Consider the following 23,185-nt stretch of genomic DNA (forward strand, 5'->3'; position numbering starts at 1 on the left):
TAAATGCAAGCATTAGCTAAACATAAATTCGCCTCTGGTTCGGCGCAAAAAGCTCGTCTAGTTGCAGATCAGATCCGCGGACTTCCGGTTGATCGCGCTCTAGAAATCCTGGCGTACAGCCCTAAAAAAGCGGCTGTATTAGTTAAGAAAGTACTTGAGTCTGCTATTGCTAACGCAGAGCATAACGAAGGTGCTGACATTGATGAGCTACGTGTAGCTACGATCTTTGTGGACGATGGTCCTACAATGAAGCGTATTATGCCACGTGCTAAAGGACGCGCAGATCGCATCCTTAAGCGTACAAGCCACATCACTGTTGTGGTTTCAGATAGCTAGGAGTATAAGTAATGGGACAAAAAGTTCATCCTACTGGTATTCGCCTAGGTATCTCTAAACCTTGGGTTTCTACCTGGTACGCGAATTCAAAAGATTTCTCTGATCAGCTTTTTGGCGATCACAAAGTACGTAAATTCCTTACTAAGGAATTAAAAGCGGCTTCTGTGTCTAAAATCGTTATTGAGCGTCCAGCTAAATCTATCCGTGTAACAATTCACACAGCTCGTCCTGGTGTTGTTATCGGTAAAAAAGGCGAAGACGTTGAAAAACTACGTCAAGCAGTAACTAAGATTGCAGGTGTTCCGGCTCAGATCAATATTTCTGAAGTTCGTAAGCCTGAACTTGATGCACAACTAGTAGCTGACGGTATTGCGTCACAGCTAGAGCGTCGTGTTATGTTCCGTCGCGCTATGAAGCGTTCGGTACAAAACGCAATGCGTATTGGTGCAAAGGGTATCAAAGTTGAAGTTAGCGGTCGTCTTGGCGGTGCTGAGATCGCACGTTCAGAATGGTATCGTGAAGGTCGTGTACCTCTACATACTTTACGTGCTGATATCGACTACGCAACTTCTGAAGCCTTAACCACTTATGGTATCATTGGTGTTAAAGTTTGGATCTTCAAAGGCGAAGTTATTGGTGGTTTACCACTAGTACAAGAGCAAGAGAAGCCAGCTAAACGCGCGCCAAAGAAAGCCAAAAAAAGTGCTAAGTAGAGGTAGCGAGTAATGTTACAGCCAAAACGTACAAAATTCCGTAAAATGCACAAAGGCCGCAACCGCGGTTTAGCGCAAAACGGTAACAAAGTAAGCTTCGGTACTTTCGGTTTGAAAGCTACTGGTCGTGGCCGTATGACTGCTCGTCAAATCGAAGCAGCTCGTCGTGCTATGACACGTCACGTAAAGCGTCAAGGTAAAATCTGGATCCGTGTATTCCCAGATAAGCCAATTACGAACAAACCATTAGAAGTTCGTATGGGTAAAGGTAAAGGTTCTGTTGAATATTGGGTTGCTGAAATTCAACCTGGTAAAGTACTTTACGAAATGGAAGGTGTTTCTGAAGAGCTTGCTCGTGAAGCATTTAACCTTGCAGCGCGTAAATTACCATTCACAACAACTTTCGTAACTCGGACGGTGATGTAATGAAAGCTAGCGAACTAAAAGACAAAAGCGTAGAAGAGCTAAACGCTGAACTTCTAGGACTTCTTCGTGAGCAGTTCAACCTGCGCATGCAAGCAAGCACTGGTCAGTTAGCTCAGACACACACGCTAAGAACAGTACGTCGCGATATCGCGCGTGTAAAAACAATTATTAACCAGAAGGCAGGTCAATAATGAGCGATAAAATCCGTACTCTTCAAGGCCGTGTAATCAGCGACAAGATGGATAAGTCTTTCACTGTTGCTATCGCACGTTACGTGAAGCACCCAGTATATGGGAAATTCATCAAACGTACGACTAAACTACACGTACATGACGAAAACAACACAGCTCAAACTGGTGACGTAGTTACTATCTCTGAGTGTGCTCCTATTTCTAAGACTAAGTCTTGGACTTTAGTAGACGTTGTTGAGCGTCCAAAGAAAGCTTAATTTTTAATTAAGTTTACTTTTAAAAAGCCCCGGCACTTGCTGGGGCTTTTTGTTTTCAAACTCTAAACAGCCATTTCAGTTAGTGTTTACTGTCATTCATCTTTGTATGAAAAAGCTTGCGTAATTTGATTTACAGTAATTCGCAAGTGTTCAAAAAACAGACCACTCAATTAAATAGAAAATAACGATTGAAGTAATAAAGTTAACCGTGTCGTTTTAAGAAAGAGATATTTAATCATTTTTTTATAAGCTGGCTCAAAATTTATTATTGTCAAAAATAAGTGATGAAATACTTTTTCAGAATCAACCTTAAATAATAGGTTTATTTTTGAGCTATATTGTTACTTTGTTGTTTTGTTTTTAATTTTATATGTGTTTTTTATCCAGATTTATGCTTTTGTAAATTTATTGTTTATATGTAATATTATAATTAATAATGTGAGGTGTGGAAATTATTTTTATCTCAAGTTACTGATTGTATTGGTTATTTATTTGATTTACATATATTTACATATGTATCAATAGTTTTATTTAATTGTTCCTTTTTAAATTTATAATGAGCTTTGCGTTTATGTACCTTTATTGGTTATTGATATAGGTGTATTGATGTAAAACGCAAATAAAAAATAAAATAATCATTTGGAAGGGAAAATGAGCAAGTTAAACACATTATCATTTAATATAAAGGCTGCCCTGTGTATAACAGGGCTTGGTTTATCACATTTTGCCACTGCTGCAGATGAAGGTAATGAGCAAGTTGAGCGTATTCAAGTTACGGGTTCAAAAATAAAGCGTATTGGTGATTTGTCTCCAACTCCTGTTACTGTTATTACGGGCGATGCGATGGTTAATGCGGGTATTACTAATGCCGCTGAACTATTAAGCGAGATGCCATCGGCTACAGTTGGTTTATCACCTGAGACAACAAACGATAACGTTTTTGCTAATGGCTTGAGTAATACAGACTTACGAGGTTTAGGTGCAGAACGTACGCTCGTACTTGTTAATGGACGCCGCTTTATTGCGGGTGCTCCGGGCAGTAGCGCCGTCGACTTAAATAATATTCCAACCGCAATGATTGAGCGTATGGAAATCTCAACCGGCGGCGCTTCAGCTGTGTATGGTTCAGATGCGGTTGCTGGTGTGGTCAATATTATTACTAAGAAATCATTCCAAGGCTTTGAATTTGATGCATCAACATCGCAGCCTCAACAAGACGGCGGTGAAGAGTCTTATGTATCATTCACTTTTGGTAACGAAGGTGAAAAAGCAAGCTTTGTAACGAATATCTCTTATTCGGATTCAAAACAATTACGTGGTGATCAACGAGACTTTATTCGTAACGGTGTTATTTCTTTAGACCACCCTGATAACTCAAATGATGAAGATGGCATTCCTCGTCGAATCATTTATGATCAAACAGGTAGCACAACGCTTGGCTTTTATAGTCCAACAGGTGATTTCTTCACATCTGATGGTCATTATATCTTTGCTGATGACGGTTCAATTCGTCCATTTGCAAGTGGTGAATATTTACCAGCAAGTTCAACGCCAGGTAGCCGTAATACGCAATATTATGTTGGTAATGAAGGCGATGGCTATCATTTCTTAAATCATAAATATGTGCGTACACCACTTGAGCGTTTAAATTTATCATCGAATGTGAACTATGCGTTTAGTGATGCTCACTCAATGGCATTTGAGCTTACGTATTCAAATACGCATGCCTATGGTGAAAGCTCGCCTGCATTCCATACTTTAAGTGGTATGCGTACAGATAATGCGTTCTTTAGTGATGAGACAAAACAGTTTTTCTCTGATCGTGATATGGACACATATACAGCGTATATTACTACAGACGCACTAGGTAACCGCGTATACGATCAAAAGCGTCAGCTTATTCAAGGTGTTTTAAGCTTTGAAGGTGAAATAACCGATAACTGGTTTTACTCAGCTTATGTACAACGTGGCTCAGTACAAGCGGATACAACTTGGCACGGTGAAATGCTTGTCGACAATTTTAATAAGTCATTAGATGCCGTTGAAATTGATGGCGATATTGTCTGTGCCGATCGTTCTAGAGATGAAGTAACTGCCCGTGAAGGTTGTGTGCCTCTTAATATTTGGGGAACAGGTCTTGCCTCGCAAGAAGCGCTTGATTATGTAAAGACAGATGCAACTCGCCGTGCAACAGTTGATCAAACAACTTATGGTGTAACGTTTAGCGGTGATTTATTTGAGCTAGAAGCGGGACCAATTGCTACAGCATTTACCATTGAGCATCGTAAAGAAGCATCATCAACTTTACCTGATCCCGCTATGCGTAAAGGATTGATTTTTAACAATCAATCTGAGGCATTATCAGGTTCATTTGATGTCAGTGAGGCCGCTGCAGAGTTCTCTATTCCGCTTGTTGTAGATGCATCATTTGCCGATGAAATTTTCCTTGAAGCGGCATATCGTTACATGGATTACTCATCAACAGGCACTGATGACGCATGGAAGTTAAGTTTTAACTATGTACTTAATGATGATATTCGTTTCCGTATTAATAAGTCTAAATCAGTTCGTGCACCGAACATAAATGAGCTTTATCAAGCCCGTTCAGAGACTTTTAAAAGCTTTGATGACCCATGTGAACAAGGCCAAATTGATAATGCAGGTGAGTATAAAGAAAACATCACCAATAACTGTCGCTCGCAAGGCATTCCTGAAGGTTGGGTTCCAAGTGAAGACTGGAAGCGTACTAACCACTCTGGTTTCAATTTAGGTAATATTAATCTTGAAAATGAAAGTGCGCACGATTTAACTGTTGGTGTTATATACACACCTTCATTTGTTGATGGTTTAAGTATTACTCTTGATTATTGGGAGTTCGATCTTGAAGATATGATCCGTACACCTAAAGCAAAAACAGTGATTGAAAGCTGTTATGAATTTGAGAGTACAGATAATCCATATTGCCCACTTATCTATCGTAATAAAGATACCTTTGAAATTGATTCGTATGATCTGAAACCTATTAACTCTGCAAGTAACAGTATTGCGGGTACGGATATGGAAGTAACATATTCATTTGATACAACATTTGGCTCATTCAGAATGAATATGCTTGCCACTTACATGTCTAAAAACGATGAAAACTTAACAGGTAAAGAAGCTGATAAACGTAATGCTGCAGGTGAGTATACAGATCCACGCTGGAAGGCACGTTTCACAACGAACTATACCTATGAAAACTTACAGGTAAATTTAATCGGTGCCTATCGCCACAGTACTGTTTGGTCAAACGACTGGGTAGCTGAAGATAATAACTATAACGATATCTCATCTTATACGAAGTGGGATTTAACAGCGCGTTATAATATTACTGATGGCCTACAAGTGCGTGGTGGTATGTTAAATGTATTTGACCGCACTCCACCAAGACACCCAAGTCTTTATGATGACGGTGAATACTTTGATTTGAACGGTCGCACCTTCACACTAGGTGTTAACTATAAGTTTTAATCCTTAAGTGTTTTGATAGCCCCAGCACATGCTGGGGCTTTTTGATTGTATATTCTAAAAGATGCTGCTTTTTTGTATCTGTTAAAGCTCTGGGCACTGAACTATTTCGTTTTTTTAACACTCTTAAAATAAAAAGTGAGGAGTTTAGGTGTTAAAGGGAAGCTACAAAGCATGGATGATTTCAATTGCGCTGCATGCTGTAATCTTGTTTCTATTTGCGCAGCATATGCGGTCTGTATCTGTATCACCTGTCTCTGATTCTGTGAATGTAATACACGCATACGTTAGTGTTGATCTCACGGCTTTACCTAGTATAAAAAAAAGTGAAAAAATAACCTCAAAAGAAAAGCAGAATGACTCAAGACTGAAACCGCAAACAAAAGAGGCTGAACCCAGTCATTTAGGACAGTCAGCTGATACAAAAGCGGCTAATCGCTCTTTGAAAGAGCCTAAAGCAGTTCAAGCTGTAGTCGCTAAATCCAGTAAAGAGGTAGAAACTTTAACTGCTGAGCCTAAAACGAATAGTGAAGAAACAGCTGAAAAACCATTTAAAAAGCTGAATCCTTATGCACCAATCCCAGAGCTTAAGTTTGAAAATGGCTTTTCTAATGCTTCAGCACTTGGTCAGATTGATGCTGCAAATAATAATTCGCCTGTAGGCGGGGTTACAGTGCCTGCACAATTAACTGTCTCTGATAAAGCAACAATACTTTGGCAAAATGGCAATGGCAGCAAGCGAACAGAAATGCTCAATGGGCTATGTTACGACATCGATTTTAATACCGTATTTGGCAAGTCAGGAGTACCAAGCGGATCGCCCAGACCCTGTGAAGATAAAGAGGCTAAATTATTTAAGGAAATAATGAATAAATGGCGCAAAAAATAACAAAATACTTTACCTCAACTTAACTTGAGCTTTTAAAGTGGCGTTTTTAAAAGGACGCTATTATGAACTCATTAGAAAACTACTTGTTAAGTTTGCAACTTAATAACTATAACACTTCAATTTCACAAATCGTCGAAATACAGATTCGTACTTGGCAGTCGCTGCAATCGAGATCGCTTTATGCTCGGGAGTTGTTAGAAACATTAAAGGTCACGCATTATTCACTACAACAGCAACACCATGAGTTATTAAAGCACGTGCTGCCGCTACTTGGTTATCAGACCAAACAACAACACGACAACATGCTGTTGATAGAACATAAACGACTCACTCATTGGTTAAATTTATCTTGAATTGTCATTAACCAGTCACACTGCTAGCGTCAAATAAGCTGCTTTAAGAAAGAAAAGTCGCTTAGTTTATGCAAGAGCAGCCAAAAATCATTATCTTAGGTAATGGTCCTATCAATACAGATCTTACTGAGCAAGTAAATCATTGCCCACGAGTGGTTAGGTTTAACCATTGTGCAGCAATGCCTGATTATTTAGGCCAACGTTGTACTGACTTGTGGTTGGTTGGGCGTGGCCGACAAGCCCTGAGTTTATTAAACACACCACAAATGTCTCTCGAAGGGCTGAGCCAGGTTATGATCACCGATCCAACTCCTAATTCTGTAGCGCAATGTTTTTTTAAATTGATACAACGTAAAGGTAAGGTAGATTTCGGGGAGGCTCTAATCTCAGCCTATGCGCAAAAGTGCCAAGTAGAGCGTTTAACAGCACAGTTTCGCCAATCATTATTAAATGAATTATTAGCCCTTGGCTCACCGATACATCGGCCTCGTTGTGTTAGTTCTGGTACTTTGGCAATTGCTTACTTTTTAGTGCGGTTTAAATACGTACATATTGCAGGTTTTGGTTTTCAAGGTTGGAAGCGTCACCCTTGGAACCTCGAAAAACAATTTGTGGAGCAACTCGTCGCCGAAAAACGAGTTATATTGTTGGACAGTTAAACCAGACACCTAGCTGAGCTAAGCGCCTGGCTTATGATATTACCAAATCATCCCAACAAACTCAGGGTGATCGACAAATGGATTACGGTTACCTTGGTGCTCATATGCCGCTTGGTTGCGATCAAGTTCTAATTGGCTGACAGGGTCCTCGTTGTGCCATTTTAGTAGCATTGCGACAACCCAATTCTCAAATACTTGATTTGAGGTGCCGTTAAGTACAGCGTTACTGTAAGTAGTTTTATTTTGCCAACTTGCAATGACATTTTGATAGCGTGTTGCCATATAGAAATAGGCTCTTGCAAAATCGCCTTTAAACTCATCAATAGGTTCAAATACAGTACCTGAGTAATTTAAAGAACTCGCTGCGCTGCCCAATTTACTACCATTACTAGAGGTATAGCTTGCGCTTCCTACTTCACCAAATGGGTAGTTACTGCGTTTAGAGTTTACATAACCATCGGTTGCGAAAATGTGGTGTACATCAGAGTTCATAGGCTCAACAGTGCCGCCAAACCAGCTTTTCGGAAAAGAGTGTTCACGGTTGTAGCAATCAGCTTCACTGTTATAAGTACCACATTGATCGCTTACGGCTACATAGTTGTAGCTATCTTGACCTGTCGGGTTTTCTGAGTAGCGGTCTAGAATTGAGTTATCGTTTTCAAAATACTTATCGCGTGAGGCAATGTCATAAAAACTCCAAATAGCAGAGTAACCTTGCGAGTTGTGATCTTTAATAATGTTGTACAACTCTGTTTTTAGAGCATAGCCTGTGAGGCCTTGTGTAGTCACATAATAGCCTGTCGGATCAGGTGGTGTTGTACCGCCATCATCACCGCCAGCGCTATCACCTAATGTAAACGGTGTCGCCTCTGAGCTTTGGAAGTTTGCGCCACTGGCAAGCACCGTTTGGCCTAGAGAGAGGTTGTAGCTGCCATTACCGAACGAGCAACACATGCCATCACCGTAACTATCAAAAATAGTGAATGTGTAGTCACCATCAATTAAACAGGCTTGCTCACTATACTGAGTATTCGCTGCATAGCTGCCGCCAGATGCCACTGTACTGCCTTGGGCATTTGTTATTTGCCAACTTGTTTCTTCACCATAGTTGTCAGTGGTGAGCACTAACGATACTTGATTATCTGTGCAACTACCTGTCGGTGGTGGGGTTGTGCCTGTGCTGGGTGCAAAATTATCGACATAAACCACTTCGCTGCCATCAAAACCCGTTACGTCGTAAAAGCGTAAGCCAACATTGATAGCGGTTGTTGTTGGAGCTGTGTACTGGTAGCTAATTTGTTGCCATTGATTGGTTAATGCTGAATTTGAATAGTCCTGATAGCCATCAACCACTAAGCGTGCTTTCACACCACCTTCGGTATGGTAAACCCAAGCAGAAAACTCGTAGCTTTCGCCCGCAACAACATCAACGAGCTGCTGTAAATCAGTATTGCTTTGTGTGCCAGTGTTAACAGTGACTTGTGCAGAATATTCGCCAGAGTAAACCACACTGTTGTTAGCACTAATGCTGATACCACTATCAATCGTGCTCCAAGCTGTTGGTGTGTTTGCTGACCAAGTTTCAAAGTCTGCATTATTAATATTTGCAAACGCTGTGTTGCTTAAAAAAAGTAAGCTGCTAGTAAGTATGAGCTTTTTCTTAATCCCGTATGGCATAGATTTTCCCTATTATGTGTTTTCAAATGGTGGACAATAGATGATAACAATGACAGGTTTTTTACAGAATTGATAATTTTTGGATTATTTTATATACGCATTTGTTAATTAAAATTTACATTTCTGCATTGTTTATATTTTGCACACTTTTTAGTTTTGTTCCTATTTTGGGTTTGTCGTGTTACTTCTAAAAGCACTGTTATAGTTTTGTGGTGTAAAGATCACCCGACTTCAACAGCAATAATCAAATAATAACAGCTTGTTTAGGGGTCAAAATGAAGAAATATAATTTATTGGCGCATAGCGTTAAGTTTGCTTTGTCGTTAACTGCACTTTCTACTGTGGGTTATTCAGTCGCAGCTGAAGAGGGAGTTGATGAAGTTGAGCGAATTCAAGTTACAGGGTCTCGTATTGCAAAACCAAAGCTTTCTCAACCCACACCAATAGTAACAATTGGTGCGGCTGAAATAGCCAAAGCAGGTACACCAGATTTAGGGAGTATTCTAGCTGAGTTTCCGTCTATAGGCGCGACCGATACCCTCTTTGGTAATAATGATGACAATGCTGATGCAGGTATCAGCTCTGCTGATTTAAGACGCCTAGGATCCACGCGTACACTTGTTTTAGTGAATGGCAAGCGCCATGTCGCAGGGGCGCCAGGGTCATCTCAGGTAGACTTATCAACAATTCCAGCTGCACTTATTGACAGAATTGAAGTAATAACAGGAGGTGCATCGGCAGTGTATGGCTCTGATGCGGTTTCCGGTGTTGTAAACGTGATTCTAAAAGACAATTTCGATGGCTTACAATTAAAGGCATCAGTTGGTAATTCAACCGAAGGAGTCGGCTCTAAAAATACCTCACTAAGTATTTTAGCGGGGACAGATATTGCCGGCGGTCGGGGTAATATCACTTTCTTTGCTGGCAAAGACCATATCAATGAAGTGATGGCAAATGACTTACGCCAGTCGGATAACTGGGGAACAGTTGATAATCCGCTCAGCCAAGGTGAGGAAGATGGTATTCCTGATCGTTTAACAAGGCCTCGTGTTTTTTCGGATCGTATAAGTGAAAATGGTGTGCTAAACCCATTTGGTGCATTTGGTGAAATTACCACGTTTTCAGATAATGGCACACCTGAATTAATGCCGATTCGTGAGTTCACAAATAGCTTTGCATTCGGTAATTTCCCTGATGGATGTGAGCACTGCTTTAAACTTCAAGACTATGAAAATGTATTACCTGAGCAGGATAAAATAACCATCGCATCAACACTTAATTATAATATTACTGACAACCATACATTTTACAGTGACTTTAAGTTCGTTCGTTCAGACATTAAACAACAGTTTCAGCCATCTTTTCGCTTTGGTGATATATTTATTAACGTAGCAGACAACCCCTACCTGGATGAAACGCTACGCCAGACCTACCTTAACCAAGGCATTACAACAATAGAAATGTCTAAGTTTTTTGCTGAATTCGGTAATCGAAGTGCTGATAACCGCCGTGAGCTATTTCGATTCGTTGGTGGGGTTCAAGGCTTATTTACTTTAAGCCAAACTGATTTTAACTATGATGTTTACTATGTATATGGGCAAACAGATAACCGCCGGAACTCATTAAACGATTTAATTTCAGGCAATCTTGATGCTGCGCTTGATGCTGTTATTACCCCAGATACGGGCGAAATAGTATGTCGAAATCAAGTACCCGACTTACAACTACCAGATGAGGATGGAAATGAGTATGTCAACCCTGCCACTTTAAACCCCGCAGATTGTGTTCCTTACAATGCGTTTGGTTTTGACCAAGCATCAGAGGCTGCAAAAGACTGGGTAACGGCCGATGTATCGCGAACAGATGAAATAACGCAAGAATTAATTGGCGCTAATATAACATTTGATACTGGGGAGTTTTTTGAACTACCTGGCGGGCCAATCGGTTTAGCTGCTGGTTTTGAATACCGTGAAGAAACATCAGAAACACGCACCGATGAGCTGACAAAATCAGGTGTTTTAGCACAGGCAGCTACACTCGATGCATTTGGTGAGTATGATGTAACTGAGGGTTTTATAGAGGTGAGCTTGCCTCTGCTTGCAAACCTTGCTTACGCAAAAGAACTAACCTTAGATGCCGCATATCGTTATGCTGATTACTCGCATGCTGGCGACACTGACGCGTGGAAGGTTGGTGTGTTGTATCAGCCTATTGAGGATATTCGCTTGCGAGGCACTTACGGCCAAGCGGTACGTGCCCCGAATATAGCCGAAGCCTTTTCACCCATTTCTCCAGGCTTTGGCCGTGTAGCCGATCCATGTGATGCTGATAGTATTCTCGATAATCCTAATCGCGTTGCTAATTGTGCAGCAATCGGCATACCAGCAGGGTTTGAGGCAAATGATAATGCGAGTATAGATACTATTAGTGGTGGCAACTCTGAACTTGAATCTGAAACCTCAACCTCATTTACGGCAGGCATTGTTTGGACACCGAGCTTTTTTGAAAACTTTTCAATGACCCTTGATTACTATGATATTGAAATAGAAGACGCAATTTCATTTATCGCGACACAAAGTATTGCTGATAATTGTGTGGATGCCCCAGGAGGCCCAGACGAAAGTTTTTGCTCGCAGGTTGAGCGAGACCCTACAACGAATAATGTGACTTTAGTTCGCTCTGGCTTTTTAAATGCAGCAGCTTTGACAACTAGAGGCCTTGAAGCTGATTTTGATTACAGTATGAAGCTGTCTGATTATGGTTTGGCAGGGGATTTAAATTTAAACTTATTTGTAAATCATCTTTTAGAGCTAGAGGCTTTTGAGTTCCAAAGTCGACCTGATAAAGTAAATGTGGAAGATGGTGAAGTGGGGGATCCTGAGTGGCAAGCTCGCTTTTCCGCAACCTATGCTATTAACGATTTAGTTGTAAACTGGTCATCACGTTTAATAGATCGTTCAGCTCGTATCGACCTATCGCCTGACGGAGATATACCTGAAGATTTGAGCCCTGCCTTTGTGGGAACTATTGTGACCCATGACTTGTCCGCTAGCTACCAGTTATTTCAAAACACCCGAGTTGGTTTAGGTATTCGTAACTTAACCGATAAATTACCACCGGCTTATATTGCAGCCAGTGGAGCTAATGATGCAATTTACGATGCTATCGGTCGTCGTTTCTTTGCAAATGTTGTTATTGATTTTTAACTAAAAATCCGTTTAAACAAAAAGACACTTACTTATATGTTAGTGTCTTTTTTTTAGTTATTTATAAAATTAATAACTAAATGGAATATCAAAGCAGATTCTATTCTTTTTTAATCGCGCGAGACCTCGTTATTCTTCACGCTCAGATAAACCTTTAAAGCGTTTTTATTTAGTCTTTAAAGTCGAAAAAAATTGTTCGCGAAATGACGGTAGCAAGTTCGTTTCGCAGTTAACTTTTCAGGGTTACGAGGAATAAATTCATGTTGTTAAGTCAACTAAATGCAGCGGCGAGCCCGCTATCGCAAGAGCAAGTACAAAAGCTGCAAGGCTTAGTGGCTGAACTTAATCCAATTCAGCAAGCGTGGGTCAGTGGTTACTTAGCTGCTAATGCCAACGCAGGTGCAATAACGGGTGGTGTTGCTGCCGCTCCAGCTACGGGTGATGCTGCACCACTGACTATTTTATACGGCTCGCAAACGGGTAACGCAAAAGGCGTTGCGACTAAGTTAAAAGAACAAGCCCAGTCGCGTGGTCTTACCGTTAAGCTAGTCAACATGGCTGACTACAAACCAACTGCCCTGAAAAAAGAAAAGTTCATCACGGTTGTTGTTTCAACCTATGGTGAGGGCGAGCCACCAGAAGACGCTGAAAGCCTGCATGAATTCTTAACGACTAAAAAAGCACCAAAACTAGATGGTGTTAAAGTGGCTGTGATTGGCTTAGGTGACTCAAGCTACGAGTTCTTCTGCCAAACAGCAAAAGATTTCGAAGCGCGTTTTAACAAGCTTGGCGCAGAGACTATTTTCCAGCGTGCTGACTTAGATGTTGATTACGATGATGAAGCTGCTAAGTGGATTGATGGTGCACTTGATGCGTTTGAACCTGACCTTAAAGCACAACAGCAAGCAAGTGGTGGTCAAGTTGTGGCGATGCCATTTGGTGCAGCGGCACCTGCGGCAAGCCAATACACCAAGCAAAACCCATTTGCTGCAGAGCTAAGCGTTGTGCAAAAAATTACGGGTCGTGATTCAACCAAAGATGTGCGTCATGTTGAAATTTCATTGGAAGGTTCAGACATCACCTATACACCGGGTGATTCGCTAGGCGTCTACTTTTTAAATGACGAAGCACTTGTTGATGAAGTGCTCACGCTTACACAAATCGATGCATCTAGCACGGTTAAACTCGGCGACGACGAGCTAAGTATTCGTGACGCACTAATCGAAAAGCTAGAGTTAACTCAGTCATACCCAGGCTTTGTTGAAAAATACGCAACAGCAACGGGCAACCCTGAATTATTAAAGTTAGTTGAAGATAAAGCAGCAATGCGTGAGTACATCGAGCCTCGCCAAATCTTCGATATTATTCGTCAAAACCCAGCTCAATTGGAAGCGCAAACCTTAGTAGATTGCTTACGTAAACTACAAGCACGTTTATATTCGATTGCATCTAGCCAAGCTGAAGTTGAAGAAGAAGTTCACTTAACGGTGGGGTTGGTTGAGTTTGATGCATTCGGTAGCGAACACTTAGGTGGTTGCTCTGGCTATTTAGCACGTCGTGCACAAGAAGGCTGTAAAGTAAAAGTATTCAGCGAGCACAACGATAACTTCCGTTTACCGGCTAATGATGAAACGCCCATTATCATGGTCGGTCCAGGGACGGGTATTGCCCCATTCCGTGCGTTTTTACAAGAGCGTGATGCTCGTGAAGCAAGTGGTAAAAACTGGTTATTCTTTGGTAACCCACACTTTACTCAAGACTTCTTATATCAAGTTGAAATTCAAGGTTACTTGAAGTCAGGTTTACTGACTAAAGTAGATGTGGCGTTTAGCCGTGACCAAGCGGAAAAAGTATATGTTCAAGACAAACTTCGCAAAAACAGCCAAGAAGTATTTGCTTGGTTAGAAGCCGGTGCACATTTGTATATCTGTGGTGATGCAAACCGTATGGCGAAAGATGTTCATCAGGCGCTTGTAGACATTATCAAAGAAAATAGCGGCAAAGATGATGAACAAGCTGAGCAATATTTAAAAGATTTACGTAGCGCAAACCGCTATCAGAAAGACGTGTACTAATCACGTTTAAAGCTAACAGCCGTCACTGTAACAAATTTAGGAAATACCATGAGCGAACAAGACAAAAACGTAAAGCTTTCTGATAACGAGCGTTTGAAAAGAGAAAGTAACTTTTTACGTGGCACAATTGAGCAAGATTTAAAAGACGAGATCACCGGTGGTTTTACTGCTGATAACTTCCAACTGATCCGTTTCCACGGCATGTATCAGCAAGATGACCGTGATATTCGCCCTGAGCGCGCTAAACAAAAATTAGAGCCATTACATAACGTAATGTTACGTGCGCGTATGCCTGGCGGTATCATCAAGCCTGAGCAATGGTTAGCAATTGATAAGTTTGCTGAAGAGAAAACCAGCTATGGCAGTATTCGTTTAACCACGCGTCAAACTTTCCAGTTCCATGGTGTGCTTAAGCCAAACATTAAAGGCATGCACCAAATGCTTAATAGCGTGGGTATTGACTCAATTGCAACCGCGGGCGATGTAAACCGAAACGTATTATGTACAACGAACCCAGTTGAGTCTGAGCTTCACCAAGAAGCTTACAAGTGGGCTGCGAAGATCTCTGAGCACCTATTACCAAAAACCAAAGCGTACGCTGAAATTTGGCTAAATGGCGAAAAGAGTGAAACCACTGAAGAGCCAATCTTAGGTTCAACTTACTTACCGCGTAAGTTTAAAACCACAGTAACAATTCCACCGAACAATGAAGTGGATGTGCATGCGAACGACTTAAACTTCGTGGCAATTGCAGAAAACGGCAAGTTAGTTGGCTTTAACGTGTTAGTGGGTGGTGGTCTTGCGATGACTCACGGTGATACAGCAACGTATCCTCGTAAAGCAGATGACTTTGGTTTTATCCCACTTGAGCACACCTTGAAAATTGCTGAGCACGTCGTGTCTGTACAGCGTGATTGGGGTAACCGCTCAAATCGTAAAAATGCGAAAACTAAATACACATTAGACCGTGTAGGTTCTGATGTATTTAAAGCTGAAGTTGAAAAACGTGCTGGTGTTCAATTTCAGCAGAGCCGCCCGTATGAGTTCACGCACCGTGGTGACCGCATCGGTTGGGTTGAAGGTATTGATGGCAAGCACCACTTAACGCTGTTTATCCAAAGTGGCCGTATTTTAGATTACCCAAATCAACCGCTAAAAACAGGCTGTCGTAAAATTGCTGAAATTCACCAAGGTGATTTCCGTATGACGGCAAACCAAAACTTGATCATCGCAGGTGTTCCGGCTGACCAAAAAGCGGTAATCGAAGAGATTGCGCGCAACCATGGCTTAATTGATGACAGCCATACAGAGCAGCGTAAAAACTCAATGGCGTGTGTAGCATTACCAACCTGTCCATTAGCGATGGCAGAAGCTGAGCGTTACTTACCAAGCTTAATAGAGAAAACGGAAGCATTATTAGCTAAGCATGGTCTGAGCGATGACAACATCATTATGCGTGTTGTGGGTTGTCCGAATGGCTGTGGCCGCGCAATGTTGGCAGAAGCGGGTTTGGTTGGTAAGGGACCTGGTAAATACAACGTGTACTTAGGGGGGAACCGTGAAGGCACGCGTATTCCAAAATTGTATTTAGAAAATGTTGGCGAAGACGTTTACCTAGAGGCATTCGATAAGCTAATTGGCCAATGGGCAAGTGAGCGTAATGAAGGCGAGTGTTTTGGTGATTTTGTTATTCGCAAAGGCATTGTTGCTGAAGTTAAAGTTTCAGTAACCGATTTTCACGCATAATTTTATAAGCGACACCGCTTTAAGGTTTGGAATTAACCATGAGTGAATTTAAAGACATCTTAACGATGAGCAAAGAAGACCAAACAGCTATGCTGGCTGATATTAATGGTCTTCTGGCTGATAAAAGCGCTGAAGAGCGTGTTGCGTGGGCTCTTGAAAACTTACCAAGCACGCACTTTTTGTCGTCTAGTTTTGGTATTCAAGCGGCGGTGATGTTGCACTTAGTGACATCGCAGCAGCCAGATATTCCTGTGGTACTGACTGACACTGGTTATTTGTTCCCTGAAACCTATCAGTTCATCGAGCAAATGACGGAGCGATTATCGCTTAATCTTAAAGTTTATAAAGCACAGCTTAGTCCTGCGTGGCAAGAAGCCAAGTTTGGTAAACTTTGGGAGCAAGGTGAAGCCGGTATTAAGCAGTACAATCAACTGAATAAAGTTGAGCCAATGACTCGTGCTTTAAACGAGCTTGAAGCGGGCACCTGGTTTAGTGGTTTACGCCGCGGGCAATCATCTAGCCGTGCTGACAAGCAAATTGTTGAAATTAGCCGTGGTACTGTGAAAGTGTATCCACTTATTGAGTGGAACAACCGTGATATTTATCAGTACCTAACTAAGCATGATTTACCATATCACCCACTTTGGGAACAAGGTTATGTATCTATGGGTGATGTTCATACAACTCGTAAACTTGAACCTGGTATGACAGAAGAAGAGACGCGTTTCTTCGGCTTAAACCGTGAATGTGGCTTGCACATTGATGGTGATGGTATTTAATTCTATTTTCCTATCAGAAAATTCATAAAGTGCAACTTAGGTTGCGCTTTTTTTGTGTCTTTTGTGTACAATTCGCGGCTTATTAGTAGTATGGAGTCGTCGATGAGTCGTTTTGTCGTTTTCTTATTTTTTGTAGTGCCGTTTTGCCAGTCAAAAGTATTGCAGATTGGTCTACCAGACAGCGATTACCCTCCTTATCATTTTATCAATGCCGAACAAGGCGGTATTGTTCAAGATATACTGCAACGCTTTAGTGAGCAATATGCTATTGAGGTACAGTATTCGTATGCGCCTGAAAAGCGCTCGCAAAAAATGCTTGATGATGGGTTATTAGATGGGCGCATTGAATCTATAGATTGGTATACAGGGAGTAACCAGTACTATTGGAGTGAGGCGATTAGCTTTGTAGAGGATGTGTTAGTCATGCCACATGGCTGTCATATACCACCCATAGATGAGCTAACAGGCTATGTATTTATGGGTCGTTATGCTTATACTTATCCGAAATTTGAACATTATTTTGACAGCGGGGCGATGCACCGTGAGAATTTTTATTCAGAACGAGAGATGCTCTTAGCATTAATGGACTGGGATCATAATCAGCGTATCGCCGCTATCTCTCTAGATGCATTAAACTGGTATGTGAGCCGGGATGAAGTATTCAAAAAATTAACCGTAAGCACCTATAATGTGGGAAAAGCGCCACTCCAATTACAGTTTTCAGCAACAGCAAAAACATATTTAATCAAAGAGCAGTTTAATGACTTTATAAAAAGTCTTAAAGCTTCAGGAGAATTTGCTAAGATTGTGAGTCGCTATCAATAGTAGGTAAATGGAAGGATGAAGCGTTTTTGTTATTTTGCCGTCATGTTGCTGCTGATCAGTGTTGTGCTGTTATTTTATATTAAAAAGCCAGATGGTAAACCTTACTTAGAACTGAGCATGTTCGAACATTACTCTGAAAAAGTGAGTGGTGATGTGAGTGACTTTGCTTCGCAAGGTGCCGATGCATTAAGCACACAAGCTAAAAAGTTAACTGAGAAATTGAGCTTTAGCAAAGACGCACATGCACCTGTTGTCGTGTATAAATGGCAAGATGAGCATGGTCAGTGGCACTATGCTGATACACCTCACCCTAATTATTCGAGTACAGTTGTTAGCTTAGATCCGAACGATATTACTGTATTACCTGCAGAAACTTTTCAAGCTGATGAAAAGCAATCATCAACCGTTAAAGCTGACGTAACACCGCCCGCACTTGGGGTGTACGATGCTAAAAATGTGCAAAAGATGATGCAAGAAGCAGAGCAAGTAAAACAGCTTATGGAGCAACGCAATAAGCAACTTGAAAAGCAGCTACAAGAGCAAAGCGGTAACTAATTCAGCCTGTTTTGTGCTGTCAGATCACTTTCCATTTTCATCAGCAAAATAGTGAGGTAAATTTTGGTAGGCAATGAAAACAGTACGCCGATAGCAATACATGCTGCGCTGAACATAATACCATGCACACCCATGCTTTCACTTAAGTAATTGCCGGCTAATAAAGAATGCCCCAATACGATTAAGCAAATACCTAAAATGATGAAGGTTTTTAATATTCGAATGATGGTTTGTTCAGTCATACAAGCACCTCACTTTTGCCTTAATTAAAGTGTAGGTGCTGTTGTTATTAACTGGATTGTTCTAAATCAAGCAATTGTCGATTATCTATCCAATTTAACTGGGCCATTGATGTTATCGATACTTAAATCGCCAGAGCCCGCTTCGATAATTGTCAGGCCTAGTGTATCATTCACATAAATACTGCCCGAGCCATCGGTGATAGTAACGAGTCCATTTATATGTCTCACATCTATATCACCAGAGCCATCTTCGATAGCCAGCAAACCAGCCAATTTTTTAACGCTGATACTACCTGAACCATCAATAATACGTGCAGGCCCTTGGCTGTTCTCAATGTGGATATCGCCAGAGTCATCTTCAATATCAATGCGACCTTGGCCTTGCTCTATCATAATCGAGCCAGAGTCGTCTTCAATGCTTATATTGCCGCTTACATTGCTAATTCGAATATCGCCTGAGTCATCATCAATATTAATATTGCGACCGTTTTCAATCACAATTGACCCTGAGTCATCATCAATGCGAATGTCGTTTTGCATCGCACGTATAACGATATCACCTGAGCCATCATCGATATCAAGTTTAAGGTTGGTGGGCACAGATACGATTAAATCAATGTGAGGTGATGAACCTCTGTAAAACGATAAGCTACCATTATTGAGCTTACTGATAAGCTCTGCGGTGTCGCCGTGTTTTTCAATAGTTAGGGTATAGGTTTCATCGCCTTTAGCCGCATAGATATTGGCATTTACTGTGATAGCTGAAGCGTTACTATCGCCTTTGATGGTCAGTGAGCCTGCTTCGGCATCGATTTTGAATGTGCTTAAATTTGCAGCCGACACGCTTAAATCTTGTTGTTTTTGCTCTGCGATTTGACCCGGAGATACATGAATCACACAACCAGTTAATAATAAGCTAGATGTGATGGCAGTTGCGCAAATTGCGCGTTTGAATGATGCAATTGTCATATGGATTCCAAAATTATTGTGATTTTTATCTGGTTAGCATTTGCAAACTATGGTCCAACTTTAACATGCTGATTTTTATATGCTTTTCATTTTTTGTAAATAAGTGTGTTGGTCTAAACTACAAATTATTGGTGTTTTAAACAAAAAAGGGGCTGAAAATTCAGCCCCTTAGTTAACTTACAAAGTGATTACTGCTCAGCCAGCATATTACGAAGTACATACTGTAAAATACCGCCATGTTTGTAGTAATCCCACTCTTTAGGCGTATCTATACGCACATCAACACTAAAGCTAATTTGTTTGCCTTCACTGTTAGTGGCAATGACGCTTACTTCATTGGTTTTGTCATACAGGCCTTCAAAGTCGAATGACTCTTGGCCAGTTAGACCGAATGACTCATAGCTTTCACCGTCTTTAAATTGTAAAGGTAATACACCCATACCAATTAGATTTGAACGGTGAATACGCTCATAACTTTGTGCAATAACGGCTTTAACACCAAGCAGTAGTGAACCTTTGGCTGCCCAATCTCGTGAAGAACCTGTGCCATATTCCGCGCCTGCTAAAATAATCAGTGGCGTGCCATCTTGCTGATACTTCATAGCAGCATCATAAATGCTGGCAAGCTCATCACTCGGTTGCATACGGGTCACACCACCTTCGGTACCTGGGGCTAATAAATTACGTAAACGTACATTAGCGAAAGTACCGCGCATCATCACTTCGTGGTTACCACGGCGCGAACCATATGAGTTAAATTGTGCTTTTTGCACGCCATGCTCTTGTAAGTAGAGGCCTGCAGGGGCATCGGCTTTAATAGCACCTGCTGGCGAGATGTGGTCAGTGGTGACTGAGTCACCTAATTTTGCTAAACAGCGTGCGCCACTGATGCTTGGAATTCCTGGAGGCTCAATCTCCATACCATCAAAGAAGGGCGCTTTTTTAATGTAGGTTGAGGCATCATCCCAATCGTACAGTTTGCCATCAGGAATTTGAATTTTCTGCCAACGATCATCGCCTTGATACACATTGCCATAGCTTGATGCGAACATTTCTTTGGTTACGGTCTCTTTTACTAATTCATTGACTTCACTGACACTCGGCCAGATATTTTTCAGGTAAATATCATTACCATTAGGGTCTTGTGCTAGCGGCTCGTTGTACACATCAATATCTGTACGGCCTGCGATAGCGTAGGCGACAACAAGTGGTGGCGAAGCTAAAAAGTTCATTTTCACATCTTGGTGAATACGACCTTCAAAGTTTCGGTTACCTGATAAAATAGAGCTGACTACCAGTTTGTGCTTTTGAATGGCTTCGCTGATCTCATCAGCCAGTGGGCCTGAGTTGCCAATACAGGTTGTACAGCCATAACCAACAAGGTTAAAGCCTAACGCATCTAAATCATCCATTAAGTCTGCTTTTTTCAGGTAGTCAGTCACTACTTGAGAGCCAGGTGCCAATGAGGTTTTAACCCAAGGTTTCACTTTTAAGCCTAATTGTTTCGCTTTTTTAGCGACTAAACCCGCTGCTAAAATAACACTTGGGTTTGAGGTATTTGTACAGCTTGTAATTGCAGCAATGACACACGCACCGTCATTAAGCTCAAACTCCTCGCCTTTAAAGTTAACCTTAGCCGCCCCCATAAATTGTGCTTCGTTGACTGGCTCATCTGGGTTGGTTGTAGGGCCCTCATCTTCAATGCGCGCTTCTTGAATATCACTTTTATCGCGATGCTGCATACGTTCATCTTGGAAGCCCTTTAAGTGTTCACCAATGATGTCGCCCGCTTTATCAAGGGCAATTCTATCCTGTGGACGTTTAGGACCCGCAAGACTTGGTACTACATCATCAAGGGATAACTCAAGGGTATCTGTGTAGTGGGCTTCATCACCAGGGTTTCGCCATAAACCTTGATGTTTTGCATAGTCCTCGATGAGTTTAAGTTGTTTGTCATCGCGGTTAGTTAAACGTAGGTAGTTAATGGTTTCATCATCAATTGGGAAAATACCGCAGGTTGCCCCATATTCTGGCGCCATATTGGCGATAGTAGCACGGTCAGCAAGTGGTAAATCAGCAAGTCCATCACCATAAAACTCAACAAATTTACCCACTACGCCGTGTTTACGCAGCATTTCTGTTACGGTTAGCACAAGGTCAGTCGCAGTCGTGCCTTCAGGCAGGCGACCATTAAGCTTAAAGCCGATAACTTGTGGAATGAGTAAGCTGATTGGTTGGCCTAGCATGGCGGCTTCGGCTTCAATACCACCTACGCCCCAACCAAGTACCCCAAGACCATTAATCATGGTTGTGTGTGAATCTGTGCCGACAAGGGTATCTGGGTAAGCCAGTGATTTACCATTTTTTTCATCATTGAACACCACACGGGCTAGGTATTCTAAATTGACTTGGTGAACGATACCCGTTGCTGGTGGCACAACTTTCAAGTTATCAAAAGCAGTTTGTCCCCAGCGTAAGAATTCGTAACGTTCTTTATTGCGTTCGTATTCAAGTTTCGCATTTAAGTCGAATGAGCCATCTTCGCCATAACCATCAACTTGCACTGAATGGTCAATCACAAGTTCAGCGGGTGAAAGAGGATTAATTTTTGCTGGATCGCCGCCGAGTTTCTCCATGGCGTCACGCATCGCGGCTAAATCAACAATGGCGGGTACACCTGTGAAGTCTTGCATGACAACACGGGCAGGCGTGAACGCTACTTCTGCTGATGGTTTAGCTTGTGGATCCCAGTTTAATAAAGCTTCAATATCTTGCTTTTTGATATTAACGCCATCTTCATTGCGTAGCAGATTTTCGAGTAAGATTTTTAATGAGAATGGCAAGCGCTTTGCTTTATCGCCTAAGCCTTGTAAAGAGTGAATATGGTATTGTTCACCATTGATTGTAAGCTGTTTTTGGGTATCAAAACTGTTATTCATTATTTGCCCCTGTGGTTTTAACAAGCCGAGCTTGTTTTGTGTTTCCTTTTCGAGATATACACTAGCCTGTTGCAAACTTAATACCAGCTAGTAAATTTATTTTGCTGACGAAAAAGTATGCTACTTAAATAGTGTTGATGCCGACACGATTTATTTCAAGGGCAAGGGGAGATAAATAGTCAGTTAATTAAGGTGACTATTAAAAAAAAGAATGTTTAGCTGAGCCATTCTTCATGTTGACTTTTATGGCTAACAAAAAGCAGTACCAAGCCAATGATAATGACACAAAATGGTATTGCCAGTAATAAGATGCTAGCGAGGCTTACTGCTTAAGCAAGTAGTTTTAGCTAAGTTGGAGGTGTCAAAACCACCTTTTATTACTGTTATAATCCAACTCAATTAAAGGTGATTTATAGCAACTAAGCAACCTTGAACTAACCAAATGAAATAGGGCGACGGCCTGTTTTTTCGTCCACTTTTGGTTTTTTAGTACGCTTGCGTTTTGTTTTTTTCGGTGCTGTTTCGCTCGTTTCTGATTGTGCTTTTTTCGGTGTTTCTGGTGGGCGAGGATTCGGTGTTGCATCTTCGCTTAATGTTAATTGAAACAACTCACCATCAAAAGCGAGCACATCACCACTGTATAATTTTTTCCGTTTTATTGTACAAATTTCATAGTTTACTCCAACATAACCTTCACCTATTAGTGCTTTTGCCTGGCCTCCGGTTTCGACTAAGTCGAGCACTTTTAGCAAATTACATAACTCTATAGGCTCTTCTTCTAGTTCAATTTCTATGAAATCTTCGTTCATGTTGGTCTCTCATAATTTAATCGTAGCCATTA

20 protein-coding genes are annotated in these 23,185 nt (G+C 41.3%); 15 read left to right on the forward strand and 5 right to left on the reverse strand.

Annotated elements, in window-relative coordinates; translation table 11 throughout:
• Positions 1-3 precede the first annotated feature (3 nt).
• The 9 genes from rplV to PAARA_RS06150 all read left to right on the forward strand — a co-directional run bounded on the left by rplV (position 4) and on the right by PAARA_RS06150 (position 7,331).
• Positions 4-336, forward strand: coding sequence for a 50S ribosomal protein L22 (gene rplV / locus PAARA_RS06110; protein WP_055016519.1), 333 nt, complete (start codon positions 4-6; stop codon positions 334-336).
• 11 nt (positions 337-347) lie between these two features.
• Positions 348-1,049, forward strand: a complete 702-nt coding sequence (rpsC, locus tag PAARA_RS06115) for a 30S ribosomal protein S3 (protein WP_062568200.1) — start codon at positions 348-350, stop codon at positions 1,047-1,049.
• Between the two features lie 12 nt (positions 1,050-1,061).
• Positions 1,062-1,475 (forward strand): 50S ribosomal protein L16, encoded by a 414-nt coding sequence (gene rplP, locus PAARA_RS06120; RefSeq protein WP_036974208.1) that lies wholly within the window; start codon positions 1,062-1,064, stop codon positions 1,473-1,475.
• Positions 1,475-1,666 (forward strand): 50S ribosomal protein L29, encoded by a 192-nt coding sequence (rpmC, locus tag PAARA_RS06125; protein ID WP_004588692.1) that lies wholly within the window; start codon positions 1,475-1,477, stop codon positions 1,664-1,666. Before rplP ends, rpmC begins: the two co-directional genes overlap by 1 nt.
• Complete coding sequence (rpsQ, locus tag PAARA_RS06130; RefSeq protein WP_054552372.1) at positions 1,666-1,923, forward strand: 30S ribosomal protein S17; 258 nt, start codon at positions 1,666-1,668, stop codon at positions 1,921-1,923. The genes rpmC and rpsQ overlap by 1 nt, the downstream gene beginning before the upstream one ends.
• 651 nt (positions 1,924-2,574) lie before the next feature.
• Entirely contained in the window at positions 2,575-5,433 is a 2,859-nt protein-coding gene (locus tag PAARA_RS06135; RefSeq protein WP_062568201.1) for a TonB-dependent receptor domain-containing protein, read from the forward strand.
• Positions 5,434-5,581: 148 nt separating this feature from the next.
• Positions 5,582-6,319 carry a hypothetical protein gene (locus PAARA_RS06140; protein WP_062568202.1) on the forward strand — a complete coding sequence of 246 codons (738 nt, stop codon included), beginning with the start codon at positions 5,582-5,584 and terminating at the stop codon, positions 6,317-6,319.
• 62 nt (positions 6,320-6,381) lie between these two features.
• Positions 6,382-6,672: a hypothetical protein gene (locus tag PAARA_RS06145; RefSeq protein WP_062568203.1), complete on the forward strand. Its 291-nt coding sequence runs from the start codon at positions 6,382-6,384 to the stop codon at positions 6,670-6,672.
• Between the two features lie 68 nt (positions 6,673-6,740).
• The gene (locus PAARA_RS06150; protein WP_062568204.1) at positions 6,741-7,331 is read left to right on the forward strand and encodes a hypothetical protein; all 591 of its coding nucleotides are present in this window, start codon (positions 6,741-6,743) and stop codon (positions 7,329-7,331) included.
• 39 nt (positions 7,332-7,370) lie between these two features.
• Here the strand turns inward: PAARA_RS06150 and PAARA_RS06155 are convergent, their stop codons facing one another.
• Complete coding sequence (locus tag PAARA_RS06155; protein WP_062568205.1) at positions 7,371-9,008, reverse strand: endonuclease; 1,638 nt, start codon at positions 9,006-9,008, stop codon at positions 7,371-7,373.
• A gap of 275 nt (positions 9,009-9,283) precedes the next feature.
• Between PAARA_RS06155 and PAARA_RS06160 the strand changes: the two genes are divergently transcribed.
• The 6 genes from PAARA_RS06160 to PAARA_RS06185 all read left to right on the forward strand — a co-directional run bounded on the left by PAARA_RS06160 (position 9,284) and on the right by PAARA_RS06185 (position 18,194).
• Positions 9,284-12,214, forward strand: a complete 2,931-nt coding sequence (locus PAARA_RS06160) for a TonB-dependent receptor domain-containing protein (RefSeq protein ID WP_062568206.1) — start codon at positions 9,284-9,286, stop codon at positions 12,212-12,214.
• 260 nt (positions 12,215-12,474) lie between these two features.
• Positions 12,475-14,289, forward strand: a complete 1,815-nt coding sequence (locus PAARA_RS06165) for an assimilatory sulfite reductase (NADPH) flavoprotein subunit (protein WP_062568207.1) — start codon at positions 12,475-12,477, stop codon at positions 14,287-14,289.
• Positions 14,290-14,337: 48 nt separating this feature from the next.
• Positions 14,338-16,035, forward strand: a complete 1,698-nt coding sequence (gene cysI / locus PAARA_RS06170; RefSeq protein WP_062568208.1) for an assimilatory sulfite reductase (NADPH) hemoprotein subunit — start codon at positions 14,338-14,340, stop codon at positions 16,033-16,035.
• Between the two features lie 38 nt (positions 16,036-16,073).
• Positions 16,074-16,814: a phosphoadenylyl-sulfate reductase gene (locus tag PAARA_RS06175; protein ID WP_062568209.1), complete on the forward strand. Its 741-nt coding sequence runs from the start codon at positions 16,074-16,076 to the stop codon at positions 16,812-16,814.
• A 102-nt stretch (positions 16,815-16,916) separates the two neighbouring features.
• A complete protein-coding gene (locus PAARA_RS06180) occupies positions 16,917-17,639 on the forward strand; it encodes a substrate-binding periplasmic protein (protein ID WP_062568210.1) in 723 nt (240 codons plus the stop codon).
• 15 nt (positions 17,640-17,654) lie between these two features.
• The gene (locus PAARA_RS06185; RefSeq protein WP_062568211.1) at positions 17,655-18,194 is read left to right on the forward strand and encodes a DUF4124 domain-containing protein; all 540 of its coding nucleotides are present in this window, start codon (positions 17,655-17,657) and stop codon (positions 18,192-18,194) included.
• Here PAARA_RS06185 and PAARA_RS06190 read toward each other — a convergent pair.
• The 4 genes from PAARA_RS06190 to PAARA_RS06205 form a co-directional block, all read right to left on the reverse strand.
• The gene (locus PAARA_RS06190; RefSeq protein WP_062568212.1) at positions 18,191-18,436 is read right to left on the reverse strand and encodes a hypothetical protein; all 246 of its coding nucleotides are present in this window, start codon (positions 18,434-18,436) and stop codon (positions 18,191-18,193) included. The two genes, PAARA_RS06185 and PAARA_RS06190, sit on opposite strands and share 4 nt — an antisense overlap.
• Positions 18,437-18,517: 81 nt before the next feature.
• Positions 18,518-19,405 (reverse strand): DUF4097 family beta strand repeat-containing protein, encoded by an 888-nt coding sequence (locus PAARA_RS06195; RefSeq protein WP_062568213.1) that lies wholly within the window; start codon positions 19,403-19,405, stop codon positions 18,518-18,520.
• A 188-nt stretch (positions 19,406-19,593) separates the two neighbouring features.
• Positions 19,594-22,344 (reverse strand): aconitate hydratase AcnA, encoded by a 2,751-nt coding sequence (gene acnA, locus PAARA_RS06200; protein ID WP_062568214.1) that lies wholly within the window; start codon positions 22,342-22,344, stop codon positions 19,594-19,596.
• A 434-nt stretch (positions 22,345-22,778) separates the two neighbouring features.
• Complete coding sequence (locus tag PAARA_RS06205) at positions 22,779-23,153, reverse strand: RNA-binding S4 domain-containing protein (protein ID WP_062568215.1); 375 nt, start codon at positions 23,151-23,153, stop codon at positions 22,779-22,781.
• Positions 23,154-23,185 lie beyond the last annotated feature (32 nt).

The sequence above is a fragment of the Pseudoalteromonas arabiensis genome, from assembly GCF_001550155.1.
In the GTDB taxonomy this organism is placed as follows: Bacteria; Pseudomonadota; Gammaproteobacteria; order Enterobacterales; family Alteromonadaceae; genus Pseudoalteromonas; species Pseudoalteromonas arabiensis.

What these genes read in the sequence shown, in the direction of transcription:
- rpmC (WP_004588692.1), top strand. Translation starts at nt 1,475, where the DNA reads ATGAAAGCTAGCGAACTAAAAGACAAAAGCGTAGAAGAGCTAAACGCT.
- PAARA_RS06165 (WP_062568207.1), top strand. Translation starts at nt 12,475, where the DNA reads ATGTTGTTAAGTCAACTAAATGCAGCGGCGAGCCCGCTATCGCAAGAG.
- PAARA_RS06205 (WP_062568215.1), bottom strand. Translation starts at nt 23,153, where the DNA reads ATGAACGAAGATTTCATAGAAATTGAACTAGAAGAAGAGCCTATAGAG.
- acnA (WP_062568214.1), bottom strand. Translation starts at nt 22,344, where the DNA reads ATGAATAACAGTTTTGATACCCAAAAACAGCTTACAATCAATGGTGAA.
- rpsC (WP_062568200.1), top strand. Translation starts at nt 348, where the DNA reads ATGGGACAAAAAGTTCATCCTACTGGTATTCGCCTAGGTATCTCTAAA.
- rpsQ (WP_054552372.1), top strand. Translation starts at nt 1,666, where the DNA reads ATGAGCGATAAAATCCGTACTCTTCAAGGCCGTGTAATCAGCGACAAG.
- PAARA_RS06145 (WP_062568203.1), top strand. Translation starts at nt 6,382, where the DNA reads ATGAACTCATTAGAAAACTACTTGTTAAGTTTGCAACTTAATAACTAT.
- PAARA_RS06185 (WP_062568211.1), top strand. Translation starts at nt 17,655, where the DNA reads ATGAAGCGTTTTTGTTATTTTGCCGTCATGTTGCTGCTGATCAGTGTT.
- PAARA_RS06180 (WP_062568210.1), top strand. Translation starts at nt 16,917, where the DNA reads ATGAGTCGTTTTGTCGTTTTCTTATTTTTTGTAGTGCCGTTTTGCCAG.
- PAARA_RS06195 (WP_062568213.1), bottom strand. Translation starts at nt 19,405, where the DNA reads ATGACAATTGCATCATTCAAACGCGCAATTTGCGCAACTGCCATCACA.
- PAARA_RS06190 (WP_062568212.1), bottom strand. Translation starts at nt 18,436, where the DNA reads ATGACTGAACAAACCATCATTCGAATATTAAAAACCTTCATCATTTTA.
- PAARA_RS06155 (WP_062568205.1), bottom strand. Translation starts at nt 9,008, where the DNA reads ATGCCATACGGGATTAAGAAAAAGCTCATACTTACTAGCAGCTTACTT.
- PAARA_RS06175 (WP_062568209.1), top strand. Translation starts at nt 16,074, where the DNA reads ATGAGTGAATTTAAAGACATCTTAACGATGAGCAAAGAAGACCAAACA.
- rplP (WP_036974208.1), top strand. Translation starts at nt 1,062, where the DNA reads ATGTTACAGCCAAAACGTACAAAATTCCGTAAAATGCACAAAGGCCGC.
- PAARA_RS06160 (WP_062568206.1), top strand. Translation starts at nt 9,284, where the DNA reads ATGAAGAAATATAATTTATTGGCGCATAGCGTTAAGTTTGCTTTGTCG.
- PAARA_RS06135 (WP_062568201.1), top strand. Translation starts at nt 2,575, where the DNA reads ATGAGCAAGTTAAACACATTATCATTTAATATAAAGGCTGCCCTGTGT.
- PAARA_RS06150 (WP_062568204.1), top strand. Translation starts at nt 6,741, where the DNA reads ATGCAAGAGCAGCCAAAAATCATTATCTTAGGTAATGGTCCTATCAAT.
- rplV (WP_055016519.1), top strand. Translation starts at nt 4, where the DNA reads ATGCAAGCATTAGCTAAACATAAATTCGCCTCTGGTTCGGCGCAAAAA.
- cysI (WP_062568208.1), top strand. Translation starts at nt 14,338, where the DNA reads ATGAGCGAACAAGACAAAAACGTAAAGCTTTCTGATAACGAGCGTTTG.